This is a genomic window from Aeromicrobium sp. Root236, assembly GCF_001428805.1.
In the GTDB taxonomy this organism is placed as follows: Bacteria; Actinomycetota; Actinomycetes; order Propionibacteriales; family Nocardioidaceae; genus Aeromicrobium.
This window is the reverse complement of the sequence record NZ_LMIS01000001.1, coordinates 2986466-3001963: the sequence shown is the minus strand read 5'-3', so window position 1 is coordinate 3001963 and position 15498 is coordinate 2986466. Positions and strand designations below refer to the sequence as shown.

The 15498-nt window shown below is 70.9% G+C and carries 10 protein-coding genes; 6 read left to right on the top strand and 4 right to left on the bottom strand.

Annotation, left to right across the window (positions count from 1 at the left end; translation table 11 throughout):
* Window positions 1–56 precede the first annotated feature (56 nt).
* Entirely contained in the window at window positions 57–1580 is a 1524-nt protein-coding gene (locus tag ASE12_RS15110) for an MFS transporter (protein ID WP_056402359.1), read from the bottom strand.
* A 113-nt stretch (window positions 1581–1693) separates the two neighbouring features.
* On the opposite strand from ASE12_RS15110, the gene ASE12_RS15105 reads away from it, so the two are divergent.
* The 3 genes from ASE12_RS15105 (at window position 1694) to ASE12_RS15095 (ending at window position 6596) form a co-directional block, all read left to right on the top strand.
* Window positions 1694–2479: an exodeoxyribonuclease III gene (locus ASE12_RS15105; protein ID WP_056402356.1), complete on the top strand. Its 786-nt coding sequence runs from the start codon at window positions 1694–1696 to the stop codon at window positions 2477–2479.
* 2 nt (window positions 2480–2481) lie between these two features.
* On the top strand, window positions 2482–4431 hold the full coding sequence (locus ASE12_RS15100) for a glycosyltransferase family 4 protein (RefSeq protein ID WP_056402353.1): 1950 nt from the start codon (window positions 2482–2484) through the stop codon (window positions 4429–4431).
* Window positions 4432–4502: 71 nt separating this feature from the next.
* A complete protein-coding gene (locus tag ASE12_RS15095) occupies window positions 4503–6596 on the top strand; it encodes a glycosyltransferase family 4 protein (RefSeq protein ID WP_056402351.1) in 2094 nt (697 codons plus the stop codon).
* Window positions 6597–6602: 6 nt separating this feature from the next.
* Here ASE12_RS15095 and ASE12_RS15090 read toward each other — a convergent pair whose 3' ends face one another.
* Both ASE12_RS15090 and wecB read right to left on the bottom strand, forming a co-directional pair.
* Entirely contained in the window at window positions 6603–7595 is a 993-nt protein-coding gene (locus ASE12_RS15090; protein ID WP_056402347.1) for a class I SAM-dependent methyltransferase, read from the bottom strand.
* A complete protein-coding gene (gene wecB / locus ASE12_RS15085) occupies window positions 7595–8698 on the bottom strand; it encodes a non-hydrolyzing UDP-N-acetylglucosamine 2-epimerase (RefSeq protein ID WP_056402344.1) in 1104 nt (367 codons plus the stop codon). Before wecB ends, ASE12_RS15090 begins: the two co-directional genes overlap by 1 nt.
* 47 nt (window positions 8699–8745) lie before the next feature.
* On the opposite strand from wecB, the gene ASE12_RS15080 reads away from it, so the two are divergent.
* From ASE12_RS15080 to ASE12_RS15070, 3 genes are read left to right on the top strand one after another with little or no spacing between them, the layout of a single operon-like run.
* Window positions 8746–11301: a glycosyltransferase family A protein gene (locus ASE12_RS15080; RefSeq protein WP_157412964.1), complete on the top strand. Its 2556-nt coding sequence runs from the start codon at window positions 8746–8748 to the stop codon at window positions 11299–11301.
* Window positions 11298–11630: a hypothetical protein gene (locus ASE12_RS15075; RefSeq protein ID WP_056402337.1), complete on the top strand. Its 333-nt coding sequence runs from the start codon at window positions 11298–11300 to the stop codon at window positions 11628–11630. Before ASE12_RS15080 ends, ASE12_RS15075 begins: the two co-directional genes overlap by 4 nt.
* A gap of 22 nt (window positions 11631–11652) precedes the next feature.
* Window positions 11653–13353 (top strand): CDP-glycerol glycerophosphotransferase family protein, encoded by a 1701-nt coding sequence (locus ASE12_RS15070; protein WP_157412962.1) that lies wholly within the window; start codon window positions 11653–11655, stop codon window positions 13351–13353.
* On the opposite strand, the gene ASE12_RS15065 is transcribed toward ASE12_RS15070, so the two are convergent.
* A complete protein-coding gene (locus ASE12_RS15065) occupies window positions 13317–15422 on the bottom strand; it encodes an acyltransferase family protein (RefSeq protein ID WP_056402334.1) in 2106 nt (701 codons plus the stop codon). The genes ASE12_RS15070 and ASE12_RS15065 overlap by 37 nt on opposite strands.
* Window positions 15423–15498: the final 76 nt, after the last annotated feature.

Sequence of the window (15498 nt, the reverse complement as noted above, 5' to 3'; positions counted from 1 at the left end):
TCCCCCGATCTCCGGACCCGCGTTCCATCATGCGTCGCATCCGTCCCGTGTGTCACTCAAACCGCGGAATCCTGCCGCGCGGGCGCCAGGAACGCGACGACCACCGCCGTGACGGCGACGATCGCCGCGGCGATCAGCAGCGCGCCGCCGATGCCGTCGACGAACGCGTGCTGTGCGGCCGACACGAGCTGCTGGCCGGCCGCTCCCATCTCGTGCACGTGGGGCGACTGGGTGAACGCGATCGAGCTCTCCGCACCCTCCGCCACGGCCGGCGGCAGCCCGTGAACGGCTTCGGTCATGCCGTCGCGGTACTGCTGGTTGAGGACGCTGCCGAGGATCGCGATGCCGAAGGCACTGCCCAGCTCGCGGGCCGTGTCGTTGACGGCGGATGCGACACCCTGCTTGCTCTCGGGCAACGACTCGGTGATGGCGGTCGTCGCGGGCGTACCGGCGAGTCCCATGCCGGCGGCGAACAGCACCAGGCCGAGGGCGAACGACCAGTACGTCAGGTCGGCGCCCACCTGCGAGACGACCATCAGCCCGCTGGCCGTGAACAGCAGACCGAGCGGAGCGAGCCGGCGGAACCCGACCTTGTGCGCGATACGGGGCGCGTTGCGGGCGAGCGGGATCATGACGACGGGCAGCGGGAGCAGGGCCACGGCGGCCTCGAGCGGCGAGCGCCCGACGACGAACTGCAGGTACTGGATCACGACGAAGAACAGGCCGAACGTCGCGAAGAACTGCACCATCACGGTGAGCGACCCGGCGCTGAAGCTGCGGTTGCGGAACAGCCGTGGGTCGAGCATGGGCTGATCGATCAGCAGCTCCCACACGACGAACCCGACGAGGCCGAGCACGCCGATCGCGAGACCACTGAGGGTCAGCGCGTCGCCCCAGCCGCGGTCGGACCCCTCGATGATCCCGAAGACCGTGCCCGCGACAGCCACGAGCGACAGCAGCGCGCCGACCAGGTCGAGCCGCGGCGGGTCCTCGTCGACCGAGCTGGGCACCACGACGAGCGTGCCGAGCAGGGCGAGCGTGGCGAGGGCCACGTTGAGCCCGAAGAACGAGCTCCACGAGTAGAACTCGAGCAGGATGCCGCTGCCGAAGAGGCCCAGCACCGCGCCACCGCCGGCCATGCCGACCCAGACGCCGATCGCCTTGCCCCGTTGCTCGACCGGGAACGACGTCGTGATGATCGACAGGGTCGTCGGCATGATCGCCGCGGCACCCATGCCCATCAGGGCTCGCAGCGCGATCAGCTGCCCCGGGTCGCTCGTGAGCATGCCGAGGCCGGCGGCGATGCCGAACACGGCCAGCCCTGCAGCGAGCAGCTCACGGCGACCGAAGCGATCCCCCAGCGCGCCGGCGAACAGCAGCAGCCCGGCGAAGACGACGGTGTACGCGTCGACGATCCAGGTGATCTCGGTCTGGGTGGCGCCGGTCTCCCGCGCCAGGTCGGGCAGGGCGACGTTCAGTCCGCTGACAGCCGACACGACGGTCATCAGCGCGAGTGAGACGACGGCGAGCACCGGGCCCGTCCGTACGCGGGTCCCGTTCCGGGTGTCGTGGGTGGTCATGGCGATCTCCTCAGATGAATTCTACGTTCGATGAATTGTTATTCATCAGGTGTTGAATTGTCAACCGCGGGACGACATTTCACCCTGTCCGGGCGACCGAGTAGGTTCGTCGTGTGCGTATCGCGACCTGGAACGTCAACTCCATCCGCAGCCGCATCGACCGGGTCACCGGCTGGCTCGAGCGCAACGACATCGACGTGCTCGCCATCCAGGAGACCAAGTGCCGCGAGGACCAGTTCCCCGGCCTCGAGCTGTCGGCGATGGGCTACGACTACGCCCACTTCGGGCTCAACCAGTGGAACGGCGTCGCGCTGATCTCGCGGGTCGGGCTCGACGACATCGCCACCTCGTTCGCCGATGACCAGCCCATGTTCGGCGATCCCGAGATCGTCGAGGCGAGGTCGATCGGCGCGACGTGCGGCGGCGTGCGCGTGTGGAGCTTCTACGTGCCCAACGGCCGCACGCTCGACGACCCGCACTACGTCTACAAGCTCGCGTGGCTCGAGCGGCTCCGGCTCGCGTCGATCGACTGGCTCGCCGACAACCCCCAGGGTGAGATCGCCCTGACGGGTGACTGGAACGTCGCCCCGCAGGACGAGGACGTCTGGGACATGACCAGGTTCGAGGGCCACACCCACGTCTCCAAGCCCGAGCGTGACGCGTTCCAGGCGATCCTCGACGCCGGCTACGCCGATGTCGTACGCCCGCACACGCCCGGCGAGTTCACCTACTGGGACTACCAGCAGCTGGCATTCCCCAAGAAGCGCGGACTGCGCATCGACTTCATCCTGGCCTCGGAGGCCCTGGCGGCCCGCGTCGACCGGGCCTGGATCGACCGCGAGGAGCGCAAGGGCAAGGGCGCCAGCGACCACGCCCCCGTCGTCATCGAGGTCTCCTGACCATGCGGCTCGGCATACGCACGACGGGCCGGCGCGTGCGGGCCCGACTTCGGCGCCGCGCCCGCGAGCGTCATCCCGAGCGGTTGCGGCTGCTGGTGCCCGACCTCCGCGCCGCGTCGGCCGCCAACCGGATCGGTGCCACCCGTACGCTCCTCGACGCCGCGCTCGCGACCACCGATGCCAGCGGTGTCGACCTCGACGTGCTGCTCGACGCCGGCTACACCGCCGACGTGGCGCACGAGATGCGGCGCATCACGGCGTACGTCCGAGAGCACGGCGACCAGGCCGCACGCACGAGCGCCTCGCAGTTCCCACGACTGCCGTCCCTTCTCGGCACCCTCGACGGCCCGCGCGAGGACCTCGAGCAACGGCTCGACGCCTGGGCGCAGACGCCGGCCGACCGCGTGCTGGCCTTCAAGGTCGCGCTGGCGATGAAGCTGTCGCCGGCCCTCGTGCTGCTGGCGCCGCACGTGACACCGGCCGACCTGACCGTCCCGCAGCTGTCGCGCGCCGCCCTCGCCCTCTGGCGGGCCGGCGCCAACGATCGCGGCCTCGAGCTGGCTCGGGCCGTCCCGCCCGGCAGCACCGCCTCCGCCAAGCGCGCCCGCATGGTGACCGGCGAGCACGAGTCGTTCGCCCTCATGGAGTCCGGCTGGACGGTCCCGCCGCGGCGCGACGACGGGCCGGTCTACCCGCCTCAGGCCGGCTCGGTCCTGCACGTGCTCCACAACTCGCTGCCCTACCGGCGCACCGGCGCGGCCAATCGGACGCAGGGACTCCTGTCGGGCCTCGTCCGCGAGGGCTACGCGATCACGGGCGTGACACCCCCCGGCTTCCCCTACGACGACCTCACCGGTGAGGCAGCCCGCGCGGTCGTGGCCCGCCACGAGATCGATGGCGTGGTCTACCAGCACCTCCTCAACGACGGCGTCGTCCTGCCGCGTTTCCCGGTGCAGGAGTTCATCGCCACCTACTCCGCCGGCATCATCGAGCACGCCCGCAAGGAGTCGGCCGCGCTGATCCACGCCGCCAGCAACTCCTACAACGCACTCTCCGGGCTGACCGCCGCCCGCGAGCTCGGCATCCCCGCGATCTACGAGGTGCGTGGCCTCTACGAAGAGGTGCGGCGGTCCAAGAACCCCGCGCACGCATCGACGCCGCAGTACGCGTTCGCGAGCCACCTCGAGACCCTGGCGGCGACCGAGGCCGACCACGTCATCGCCATCACCGACGGGCTCAAGGACACGCTGGTCGGTCGTGGCGTCCCGGCCGACTCGATCACGGTCGTGCCCAACGGCGTCGACACCGAGCGGTTCCGCCCCCTGCCGCGCGACGACGAGCTGGCCCGCCGCCTCGGCCTCGAGGGCAAGGTCGTCATCGGCTACCTCGGCTCCCTCAACTGGTACGAAGGCCACGAGCTGCTCTTCGAGGCGTTCGCGACGCTCCACGAGCGGCACCCCGACGTACGCCTGCTGGTCGTCGGCGCCGGAGCACGCCTCGACCACCTCAAGCGCGTACGCGCCAAGCTCGGCCTCGAGGACGAGATCCTGATGCCCGGCAGCGTGCCGTTCGAGGAGATCGAGTCCTACTACTCGATCGTCGACATCGCACCGGTGACCCGGCTGTCGTCCCCGGTGACCGAGACCGTCTCGCCGCTCAAGCCGTTCGAGGCGATGGCCATGGGCAAGGTCGTGGTGTCGTCCGACGTGGCGATCATGACCGAGATCGTCGACGACGGACGGACGGGGCTGTTGTTCCGCAAGGAGGACGCCGCCTCGCTCGTCGAGACGCTCGAGCGACTCGTCACCGACCCGGAGCTGCGGGCCCGGCTCGGGTCACAGGCTCGCGAATGGGTCGTCGCCGAACGCGACTGGCGGATCCTCGCCGGACGCGTCGCGGGCGTCTACCGGGCGCTCGGCATCGAGCCCGGACCGATCACCCAGCGCGTGTAGCATCGTGAGTCGGCCCGGGCGCGAGACGCCGGCCCCGTGACGTTGCCAGACCACCACAGATTGGATCGGACGTGACCCTTCGTTCCCGGCTCGGCCTCGTGCGACTTCGTCGGCAGATCGCCGCACATCTCGACGGCCATCCCGACTCGGACGGCAGCCAGCTCACGGAGTGGGCCAGCCGCGGCGAAGGGCATCGCGAGGCCGTACGCCGCGAGACCGAGACGTACGCCGCGAAGCACCTGTCCCTCCACACGTTCCAAACGGCCGAGGCGCTCCTGACGCCGCTCGCCAACCGGCAGACCATCGCCCGGCTCGCGGCCCAGCTCAAGGCCGCACAGCCGCGGCTGCTCTACCCCTATCTCGCCGACATCAAGGTCGGCATCGCCGTGCGGCAGGCCGTCGTCGGCGCCATGGCGTGCGACGACTTCACCGACGCCGACCTCAACGTCCTCTACGACGGGGCGCACGCGCCGCTCAAGCCCGAGTACCTGCGCATGGTCCACGACTTCGTCAGGGAGCACGCTGCGGACTCGGTCGCCCAGGTCGTCCCGGCGCCGGCCCGCATCGACCGCCTCCTCGAGCTGTTCGAGTCTGACCTGACCTCCCGCACCGCCGACATCGCCGCGTGGGCCCAGACGCCCGACGAGCACCTCTTCGCGTTCCGCACGGCGATCACGCTGCGCGACCCTGCCCTGATCGAGCACCTGCGCTCGACGATCGACATCGAGCAGCTCACCGACCGGCAGAAGTCCCGCGCGGCCTCGCTCCTGTGGCGCGGCGGCACCGAGGAGCTGGCGCTGCCGTTCGCGCGCGCGGTCACCGCAGGCGGCAACAGCGGCCGGCGCGCGCGGGCGATCATCGACGAGTACGAGTCGTTCGACTACATGGATTCCGGCTGGACCCCGCCGGCCCTCAACCCGACGCCGCTCTACACGCCCACGCCGCGCTCGATCCTCCACGTGCTCCACAACTCCCTGCCCTACCGCACGACGGGCTCGGCCAACCGCACGCAGGGGCTGCTGGCCGGACTTGCCGGCAACGGCTACTCGATCTCGGCGATCAACCCGCCCGGATTCCCGTACGACGACGTCCCGCCCGACAAGCGCGACACGATCAAGGCCGACTTCGAGGTCGGCCCCGTCCGCTACCACAACCTGCTCAACGGCGGAGAGGTCATCCCGCGCTTCCGCCTGGGTGAGTTCCTCGACGCCTACACGGCCGGCATCATCGAGCAGGCGCGGCGCGACCAGGCCGCCCTGATCCACTCGGCCAGCAACGGCTACAACGGACTCGCCGGCACGGTCGCCGCGCGCACGATCGGCATCCCCAACATCTACGAGGTGCGCGGCCTCAACGAAGAAGGCCGCCGCTCGCGCGACGAGCACTACGCGACCACCCGCCAGTACGCCTTCGCGCACCACCTCGAGACGCTCGCAGCCAACGAGGCCGACCGCGTCATCGCGATCACCGAGGGGCTCCGCAACACCCTGGTCGAGCGCGGCGTCGACCCGGCCAAGATCATCGTGGTGCCCAACGGCGTCAACACCGAACGTTTCGGCCCCCTGGAGCGCGACGAGGAGCTGGCCCGCCAGTACGGCCTCGAGGGCAAGCTCGTCATCGGCTACATCGGCTCGCTCAACTGGTACGAGGGCCACGACCTGCTGTTCGAGGCGGTCCGCCGGCTCCGGCCCCGCCACCCCGACATGCGAGTCCTGATCGTCGGCGGCGGCCAGGAGTACGAGCACCTGCTGGCCCTGCGCAGCGAGCTCGGGCTCGACGACATCATCGTGATGACCGGCCGCCTGCCGTTCGAGCAGGTCGAGGCGCACTACTCGCTGATCGACATCGCGCCGATCACGCGCAGCTCGTCGCCCGTCACCGAGTCGACGTCGCCCCTCAAGCCGTTCGAGGCCATGGCGATGGGCAAGACCGTCATCTCCTCCGACGTCGCGGTGATGAAAGAGGTCTTCAACGGCGACAACGGCCTGCTCTACACCAAGGACGACGCCGACTCGCTCGAGAGCGTGCTCGAACGCGTCCTGCTCGACGAGTCGCTGCGGACCCGCCTCGGCGAGGGCGGTCGCTCGTGGGTCATCGCCGAGCGCGACTGGCGCACCCTCGCGGCGCGCGTGGCCGCGCTCTACGCCGAGCTCGGCGCCGGCTGAGCTGCGTCAGCCACGACGCAGGATCTCGGTGCCCTTCTCGGTGTCGTAGTGCTCGCGGACGAGCTCGGGGTGCGCCTCGAGCCAGCGATCGACCATGATCTGCTCGTCCTCACGGATGAAGTCGTCGACGACGACCGAGACGGTCGGGGCGAGCCGGTCCCACAGCTGAGGGATCGCCGGCAGGCGCGACAGCGGACCCGACGAAGCGGGAGGCCCGTCGACGAACAGCACGCCGATGTCCTGGAGGTCCTGCACCGCCGCCGGGTCGTACCAGGGCTGCGTGTCCTCGCCTGACGTCACGTCGACCAGGGGCGCCACGCGGGCAGAGGCGATGTGGTCGACACCGTGGAGGCGCAGCAGGCGGTTGGTCTTGCCGGCGTACTCCTCCTCGTGGTCGAGGGCCACGACCCGGGTGTCGAGACCGCGCTGCTTGATCGCGAGGGCCATCCAGAGCGTCGAGACGCCACTGCCGCACTCCACGACGAGCGTGGGCTTGACGACGAGCATCTCCTGGACCAGCAGCACGAGGGCGTCCGGCGACACCGCCCACAGGCGCATCGGCGGGACGGCCGCGTCGACGTCGACCATCTCGAACAGGTTGATCGTGGCCTGGACCTGCTCGAACTGCCGGCGCGAGACCGCATTGAGCTCGCGCAGCATGCCGAACTTCTTGGGGTCCTTGGTGCCCTCCTCCATGCGCTTGAGCCGCTTGAAGGTCCACTGCCCGTGGTCGCGGATCGACTTCAGTGACTTCAGCTCGCGGTTCTGCGACCGCACGCCCTGCTCGAGGCGGGAGAGACGATCGCCCACCCGACGCTGGTGCTGCTCGTTGCGCAGCAGCAGGACGACCAGCAGCGACGCGATGAGTGCCCCGAGCGCGGCGAGCAGGCTCTCGCCCCATGGGTCGACGAGCACGATCGCCAGCACCACCGCGACCGCCACGGCGACACCCAGGACGGCGAGCCTGGTGGTGCGGGACGCGCCCCCGAACGACGCCATCAGGCGGTCTGGCTGGTCAGCGCGGCGCTGATGACAGCGGCGATGCGGTCACCGGCGTGACCGTCCCAGAGGGGCGGGGTCACACCGTTCGACGTACGCGTGCCGTCGATGACGGGCTCGAGGCTGGCGAGCAGGTCGTGCTGCGTCACGAGCTGGTTGGTGCCGTGGGTGATCGTCACCGGGCGCTCGGTGTTGGGCCGCAGCGTGAGACACGGGATGCCGAGCATCGTGGTCTCCTCCTGCACTCCGCCGGAGTCGGTGATGACCGCGAGGCTGCCGCGCACGAGTCCCATGAACTCGACGTAGCCGAGCGGCTCGATGACCTTGACCGAGTCGTGGTCCATCAGGCCGGCCGCCTCGAACGCCGCGCGCCCACGCGGATGCAGCGGGATGACGACGGACGTGCGGTCGGCGACCTCGTGGAGCACCTTGACGATGGCCGCGGCCTGCGCCGGGTCGTCGACGTTGGCCGGCCGGTGCAGCGTCGCGACGATGTAGTCGCCCTCGAGGCCGAGGTGCTCGCGTGCGACCTCGGCGTCGAACTTGTCGAGGTTGGCCAGCAGCGTGTCGATCATCGGGTTGCCGACGAAGTGGATCTTGTCGGCGGCCACACCCTCGGCGCCGAGGTGCACGTTGGCGTCCGGGCTGGTCGTGAAGAGCAGGTCGGCGAGGCTGTCGGTGACGATGCGGTTGACCTCTTCGGGCATCGTGCGGTCGAAGCTGCGCAGGCCGGCCTCGACGTGCGCAACGGGGATGTGGAGCTTGGCCGCCACGAGCGATGCCGCGACCGTGGAGTTGACGTCGCCGTAGACCACGACGAGATCGGGCCGCTCGGCGATGAACATGTCCTCGAGCTCGGTCATGACCTTGGCGGTCTGGTGCGCGTGCGATCCGGATCCGACTCCGAGGTTGACGTCGGGCTCGGGCAGGCCGAGCTGCTGGAAGAACACCTCGGACATGACGGGGTCGTAGTGCTGCCCCGTGTGCACGAGCACCTGACGGATGCCGAGTGCGTCGAGGGCCCGGATCACCGGAGCCGCCTTGGGGAAGTTGGGACGCGCACCGGTCACGTGGACGACGTGGGGCACAGACGACAGGCTCATGCAGCTCTTCCGGTTGGTGGCGTACGTACGCCAGCAAGGGTATCGCCGTGCCGCGCCCCACGCCGTCGCGGACCCGGCGGCACAGGCCGGGTCCGGTATATTCCGGGTGGATCGGCCGCGGCGACCACGCCTGGTGGCCGGCCGACCTCGACGCACGGACTGGAGTGGATCCGACGGTGCCCGGCACGACGCCCTCGACGCTTCCCTCGTGGCAGGCGGACCTCGCCGAGGCCCGCATCGTGACGCCCGGGGCGGTGGCCAAGCTCGCGTTGCGCTACGAGCACAGTGGCGTGGACGAGCTGCTCGCCCATCTCGCCTCCGGAGGCACCGCGAGCCTCCAGCAGATCCTCGACCGGGCCGCTCATCCCGCAGCCACCAGCGGCACCGAGTGGCTCAACGCCCCGGGCCTGTACGCCCTGGCGCTCCACACGATCGGGGCAGCCGGCGACGAGGCAATCGGCCGGGCCGCGGACCTGTTCGCCCTGGCGCGGAGCGTGGCCGCCCGCACCGGGGCCACGCTCGAGCACGCCGACCTCGACCTGCAGACGACGCTGCGCGCCGGTCGTACGGAGCAGGCCCGCGAGCTGATCGCGGCGGGCACCGCCGATCAGTGGGTGCGGTGGGCGGCATCGGCCGACCTGGTCAACCCGTTCGGCCGCGGCGCCGACCCGGCGAGCTGGCTCGACGTCTTCAACCAGCCCTTCGTCGAGCGCGGGCTCGCACCCGTCGCGATCGGCGACCCGGCCGCGCCGTTCGACAGCCTCACGACGTCCGGCCCCGCCGTGGCCGGCACGGTCAACGGCCCGCTGGTGACGATCATCGTCTCGGTGTTCAAGCCGACCGAGAGCCTCCTGGCCGCCGTCGGCTCGCTCGCCGCCCAGACCTGGCGCAACCTCCAGATCGTCATCGTCGACGACGCCAGCCCCGAGGAGCACACCGCGGTCCTGGATAGCGCCCGGGCGCTCGACCCCCGTGTCGAGTACGTCCGCATGCCGGCGAACGGCGGCGCCTACCGCGCACGCAACGCCGGGATCAGCCACGCGCGCGGCGACTTCGTCGGGTTCCAGGACGGTGACGACTGGTCGCACCCGCAACGGATCGAGCGGCAGATGCGCGCCTTCACCGGTGACGTCGTCGCGACCCTGTCCAACGCCGTCTGGCTCTACGACGACCTGCAGATCACCGTCCCGGGCGCGGCCCCGTACGCCCGCATCGCCCCGTCGTTGATCCTGCGCCGCGACCCGGTGCTCGAGCGACTCGGCCCGTTCGACGAGATGCGGCGGGCAGCCGACACCGAGTTCATCGAACGGCTGGCCGCCGTCTACGGCCGCGCCGCCGTCGTCACGGTCGACGAGCCGCTGTCGCTCTACCAGCTGACCCACGGGTCGCTCTCGCGCGGCGACTTCCGGCTCGGCTGGCGGCGCGACGCCCGGGTCTCCTATCACTCCGCGTTCCGCCACTGGCACCGCCAGATCGCGTCCGGTACGGCAGCACCGGTCATCGAGTCCGACCAGGGCCGGGCCTTCGCCGCACCGCCGGAGATCGAGGGCACGAGTCATCCGGCGACGCTCGACGTCGTGGTCCTCGCCGACTTCCGGCCCCGGATCAGCCAGGCGACTGGCCTGCCCGCCGAGATCAGGGCGCTCGCGGCAGCAGGGCTCGAGGTCGGGCTCGCCCGGGGCGAGGCACTCCGGCATGCGGCGGTCGCCCGCGCCTACCCGGATGCGGGCATCCAACAAGTCGTCGCCGACGGCCACGCGGCATGGCGACCGCTCAGCGCCGAGATCACCCCCCGCGTCCTGCTGGTGCGCGACCCCGACCTGCTCGCCCTGCCACGGGCGGCCGACCGCGTACGGATGCGCCCCGAACGCGTCCTCGTCACGGCCGACCGGCTCCCTCAGCCCGACGGCCGGCCCCGGATCTCGTACGACCCGGTGCAGGTCGAGCGCGTGACCCGCGAGCAGTTCGGCTGCGACGTCGAGTGGCTGCCGGCCACGGCGGCGGTGTCCGAGGCGCTCGCTGCCGCCGGCGCCATGGGGCATCGTCACCCGCCTCAGCGGCTCGATGTCGCGCCCGTCCGCCGCTTCCCGCAACGCCTGACCTCCGTGCCGCCGGTCATCGGCGTCGTCGACAGCGGGCGGTTCGGAGCCGATCGCGTGGATCCGTCGGCGCTCGCCGTCCTGCCGACCACGACGGCGTTCGACGTGCGCATCCTCGAGCCGTCAGGCCGGCCGCGCACGGGCGCTGCCGCCGCATGGCTGGGGATCGACCAGGCGCTGCTGACCCCGGACGAGTTCTTCGACCAGTGCGACTTCATCGTCGGCCTGCCGGCCCGGGTCCACGGCACGGTGCTGACCCGACCGGTCATCGACGCCATGGCGCACGGCTGCGTCCCGGTCGTCCATCCCGGCGTGCGGGCGGTCTTCGGCGACGCCGTGGCCTACTTCGGCGAGCGCAGCATCGCCGACATCGTCTCGGAGCTCTGGGACCCGTCACGCTACGCGGCGGCACAGCGATCGGCCGTCGAGTTCTGCCACAATGAGATGTCCCCCGAGGCGTTCGCCGGGGCGGTCCAGCGGATCACAGGCACGGAGCTCTCATGACGAAGTCGACGACGCGTGCGGATCTGCTGGCGCGACTTCCCGCGGTCGTCGCCCGACTCGTCCTGCCGACGGCGGTTGCCTCAGCGGCGCTGGTTGTCATCGGTCTCGTGGCGGTCCTCACCGATCACCACGGGTTGGCGCTCGCCGCCGTTCTGCTCATCCAGGCGGGCGTCGTCCTGATGGGCGTGGCGCACCACCTGGCGACAGCCGGGCTGGAGCAGCGCCTCGCCCAGCGCCTCGACCAGGCCAGCGCACGACAGCTGGCCGACCTCGCCCGCACCCGTCACGCCCTGTTGTCGGCCCGCGACGACGCGGCCGAGCAGCGATGACGGGACAGGCGACGACTCGGCGATGAGCCCCGCCGGTCCAGCGACCTCCCGACCGGTCGCGGCGAGCATCCACGGTCTTGAGCTGTCAGTGGACGGCACGCGCCTGCACGTGACGGGGACCTGCCGACGCGACGCGGCCGAGGGCGCGCACCCCGCCGACGACGTCGTACGTCTGCACCTGGCCGACGCTTCGGGCCGTCGCCGCCTGACCGTGGACACCGTGCCCGCCGCACGGTTCGAGAACGGGGCGCGGCGGTGGACCGGGTTCACCGCCGAGGTGCCGGTCAGCGACATCCCCGACGGCAGCACGTACCCGACACTCGAGGTCGTCTCGTCGCACGAGCCCGCCGTCGAGGTGCCGGCCATGGCGTCCGACGGCATGGTGGCGTCGTCCCGTCCACTGGTGTCCGGTGTCCGCAGCATCCAGGGCGTGCCGACCCGCGACGACCGCACCGAGCTGGTCGCCGGGCGCACAGGTGCGACCCGGTGGGCCATGGCGCGCCGTGACCTCGGCGACCTGGTCCGGCGCCGACCGTTCGCGCGGGCGCGCATCGCCCGGTTCGTCACCCGCCCGCTCGTCCCTCGAGGTCCGATATGGCTGTTCGGCGAGCGCGCCGACACCGCCCGCGACAACGGCTTCCACGCCTTCGCCCACGTGTGTCGGGAGCGGCCGGACGTGCGCGCCTACTACGTCATCGATCCGGCGAGCGACCAGCGCGTTCGCGTCGCCGCGCTGGGCCGGGTCGTCGCACACTCCTCGTGGCGGCATCGCGTCCTGATGCTGCACGCCGAGGTGCTCGCCAACGCGTACTCGATCAAGCACATGCTGCCGCGGCAGTGGGATCCCACCGCGTACGTGCGAGGCCTCGCGTGGCGGACCGGCGCGTTCAGGGTCTACCTCAAGCACGGCATCAACCTCAACACCACGGAGCTCCGCCGGCGGATCGGCGGCTACGACCTCTACCTCACCGCCACGCCGGGCGAGACCGCTGCGGCCCGCGAGACCTCGGGCTACGACCGCCAGGTCGTCGAGACCGGACTCCCCCGCTACGACGCGCTCGTGCCCGCGCCCCGCAGCCGGACCATCCTGTTCATGCCGACGTGGCGCCTCTACCTCGCCCCGAAGCTCTTCAGCGGATCCGCCAAGGGCAGCGTCCCCTTCGAGGGATCGACCTATCAGCGCTTCGTCGTCGACCTCCTGACCAGCCCCCGGCTGCTGCACCTGCTCGACGAGCACGATCACCGGCTGCAGCTCCTGCCGCACTACAACCTCCGCGACCACCTCGCGGACGCACCCGTGGCGAGCTCCCGCGTCGAGGTGCTCGACGGTGCCGCGGCCGACATCCAGGACGTGCTCCGCGCGTGCGACCTGCTGGTCACCGACCACTCGTCGGTGCAGTTCGACGTCGCCTACCTGGGCACCCCCGTGGTGTACGCGCAGTTCGACGAGGAGGAGTACCGCGAGCGGCACGCCGCGCCGTCCTGGTTCGACGTCGAGCGCGACGGCTTCGGGCCGGTCGTCCACGACCTCGAGGCGACGATCGACGCGATCGCGCACTACCTGGACCGTGACTGCAGCCGCGAGCCCGACTACGACGCACGCGCGGAGCGTACGTTCACCCACCGGGACCGTGACAACTCACGGCGTACGGTCGAGGCCATCGAGGCCCTCACCCAGCGGGGAGATCAGCGGGCGCCGAACGCCCCGGACGTCGCCTTGTAGAGGCGCTCCGCCAGCTGCGGCTCCATGCTGTCGATGTAGGACCGCGTGATGTGCGAACCCTGCCGGTAGACGAGCACGTTGCCGATGATCGGCGCGCAGCGATCCTTGTCGGGGCAGACCAGGTCGCGCATGTCGAGGGTCTTGACCGCGGGGACCTGCTTCATGGCGGCCAGCGCCGTGGGCGCGCCCGAGCCCGAGATGCCCTTGGCCTTGTCGAACGCGCAACGGTCGAGGTGATCGAGGTTCTGGGCCACGCACTCATAGACCGGGCCGCCGGTCGGGTTGGGGTTGTCGAGCATCGCGATCAACGGGATGCCGGCATCCGTGATGGTCTTCCAGTAGCGGGCCATGCCGTCGGCCATCGCCTCGATGGTGGGACGCGTCGAGACCGAGCCGCCGACGGGAATCGCGGCGGCACGACCGTGCGAGGTCAGCACGAGGTCCGGCTTGAGCTCGAGGATCTTCTTGAGCGCCGCCTTGCCCCAGGCGCGGCAGTCGCTCCAGAGCTTGCCGCCGGTCGTGACCATCGTGTCGGTGAAGGGGCAGGCCGACTTGGTGATCGTCACGACCTTCCAGCCCTCGCGCTTGCCCAGGTCGTTGAGAGCGGTCTCCCACTGGACCATCTTCGAGTCGCCGACGATCGCGACGACCTTGTTCGACGACGTGTCGCCGAACTCGCAGAGCTTGGGCTCGGAGATCCCGTCGCGCACCTGGCAGTCGGGCTCCTCGGTGTAGAGCGGCGGCCGGTCGTTGCCGGCGTCGACCGGGAGCGGCCGCATCCGGTCGACGTGCGTGAGGTCGCTCCAGACCACGTCCTTGTTGCCCGGATCGGTGAGGGCCGCGGCACCGGGAGCCTGTGCGACGGTCGCCTCGTGCAGGCCGCTCTCGGCCGATGCGCTCAGGCCGATGCTGACGAGCACGCCGGCAGCGGTCAGCGCGGCGCCCAGGGCCAGCGCCCGGCCGGTGGGCTTGAAGAACGTCCCGAAGCGCACCGGGTTCTCGATGTAGCGGTGGCAGAGCCAGGACGGCACGATCGACGCGATCATCAGGAGCACGGCCCAGCGGACCTGCATGTCGGGGAACTTGGCCTGCGCGGCGACCAGGATCGGCCAGTGCCACAGGTAGATCGAGTAGGAGAGCCCGCCGATCCACACCATCGGCGGCAGGCTCAGCAGTCGCTGCGGCGACCTAGGCGTCCGGGTGATGCCGCTGGCGATCACGAGCGCCGCACCGACCGTGGGCACCAAGGCATTGGCCCCGGGCCAGGTCGTGCTGCTGTCGAAGACCAGCACGGCGTACGCGATGAGGGCCAGGCCCAGCCAGCCGCCCGCAGCGAGCAGGACGGACGGCAACCGTGCGACCCGTGCCGATGCCAAGGCCAGGAGGGCGCCGAGGCCCAGCTCCCAGACGCGCGTCGTCGACACGAAGTAGGCCGTCGCGGGGGTGCTGGCGGTCTGCGCCACCGACCACACGAACGACGCCACCGTGATCACGCCGAGGGCGACGAACGCGCCCTGCTTCCACCGCTTGGCCGCCAGGACGCCGATCGCGAGCATCAGCAGCGGCCAGACCAGGTAGAACTGCTCCTCGACCGCGAGCGACCAGTAGTGCTGCACGGGCGACTGGCCGATGTCCTCGGCGAGGTAGTCGACGCCTCGGGCGGCGAGGCGCCAGTTGACGACGTAGAGCGCAGCGGCCTTGATGTCGCCGCCGAAGTCCGGGCGCTGGGTGATGGGCAGGTAGACGTACGTGACGATCGCCGAGAACAGGAGCACCGTGGCCGAGGCCGGCAGCAAGCGCTTCATGCGACGGGCCCAGAAGTTGCCGATGCGTACGCGGCCGGTCCGCGAGACCTCGCGGGCCAGCAGCCCGGTGATGAGGAACCCGGACAGCACGAAGAAGACGTCGACGCCGACGAAGCCACCCGCGAACCACGAGACCCCGGCGTGACCGACCAGCACCGACCCGACGGCGATCGTGCGGATGCCCTCGATGTCGAGCCGCAGCATCCGGCCGTGGTCGGGCTTCGTCAGCTCCGTGCCACTGGAACGGTGCAGAGCGGTCGTCATGCGTCGATCCTCTGGGCTCGGGAACGGTCGGGGCGGTGGCGTGCCGGGCGGGCCGCGTTTCGCCTCGACGGACACT

What these genes read in the sequence shown, in the direction of transcription:
- wecB (WP_056402344.1), bottom strand. Translation starts at nt 8,698, where the DNA reads ATGAGCCTGTCGTCTGTGCCCCACGTCGTCCACGTGACCGGTGCGCGT.
- ASE12_RS15065 (WP_056402334.1), bottom strand. Translation starts at nt 15,422, where the DNA reads ATGACGACCGCTCTGCACCGTTCCAGTGGCACGGAGCTGACGAAGCCC.
- ASE12_RS15075 (WP_056402337.1), top strand. Translation starts at nt 11,298, where the DNA reads ATGACGAAGTCGACGACGCGTGCGGATCTGCTGGCGCGACTTCCCGCG.
- ASE12_RS15070 (WP_157412962.1), top strand. Translation starts at nt 11,653, where the DNA reads ATGAGCCCCGCCGGTCCAGCGACCTCCCGACCGGTCGCGGCGAGCATC.
- ASE12_RS15110 (WP_056402359.1), bottom strand. Translation starts at nt 1,580, where the DNA reads ATGACCACCCACGACACCCGGAACGGGACCCGCGTACGGACGGGCCCG.
- ASE12_RS15090 (WP_056402347.1), bottom strand. Translation starts at nt 7,595, where the DNA reads ATGGCGTCGTTCGGGGGCGCGTCCCGCACCACCAGGCTCGCCGTCCTG.
- ASE12_RS15100 (WP_056402353.1), top strand. Translation starts at nt 2,482, where the DNA reads ATGCGGCTCGGCATACGCACGACGGGCCGGCGCGTGCGGGCCCGACTT.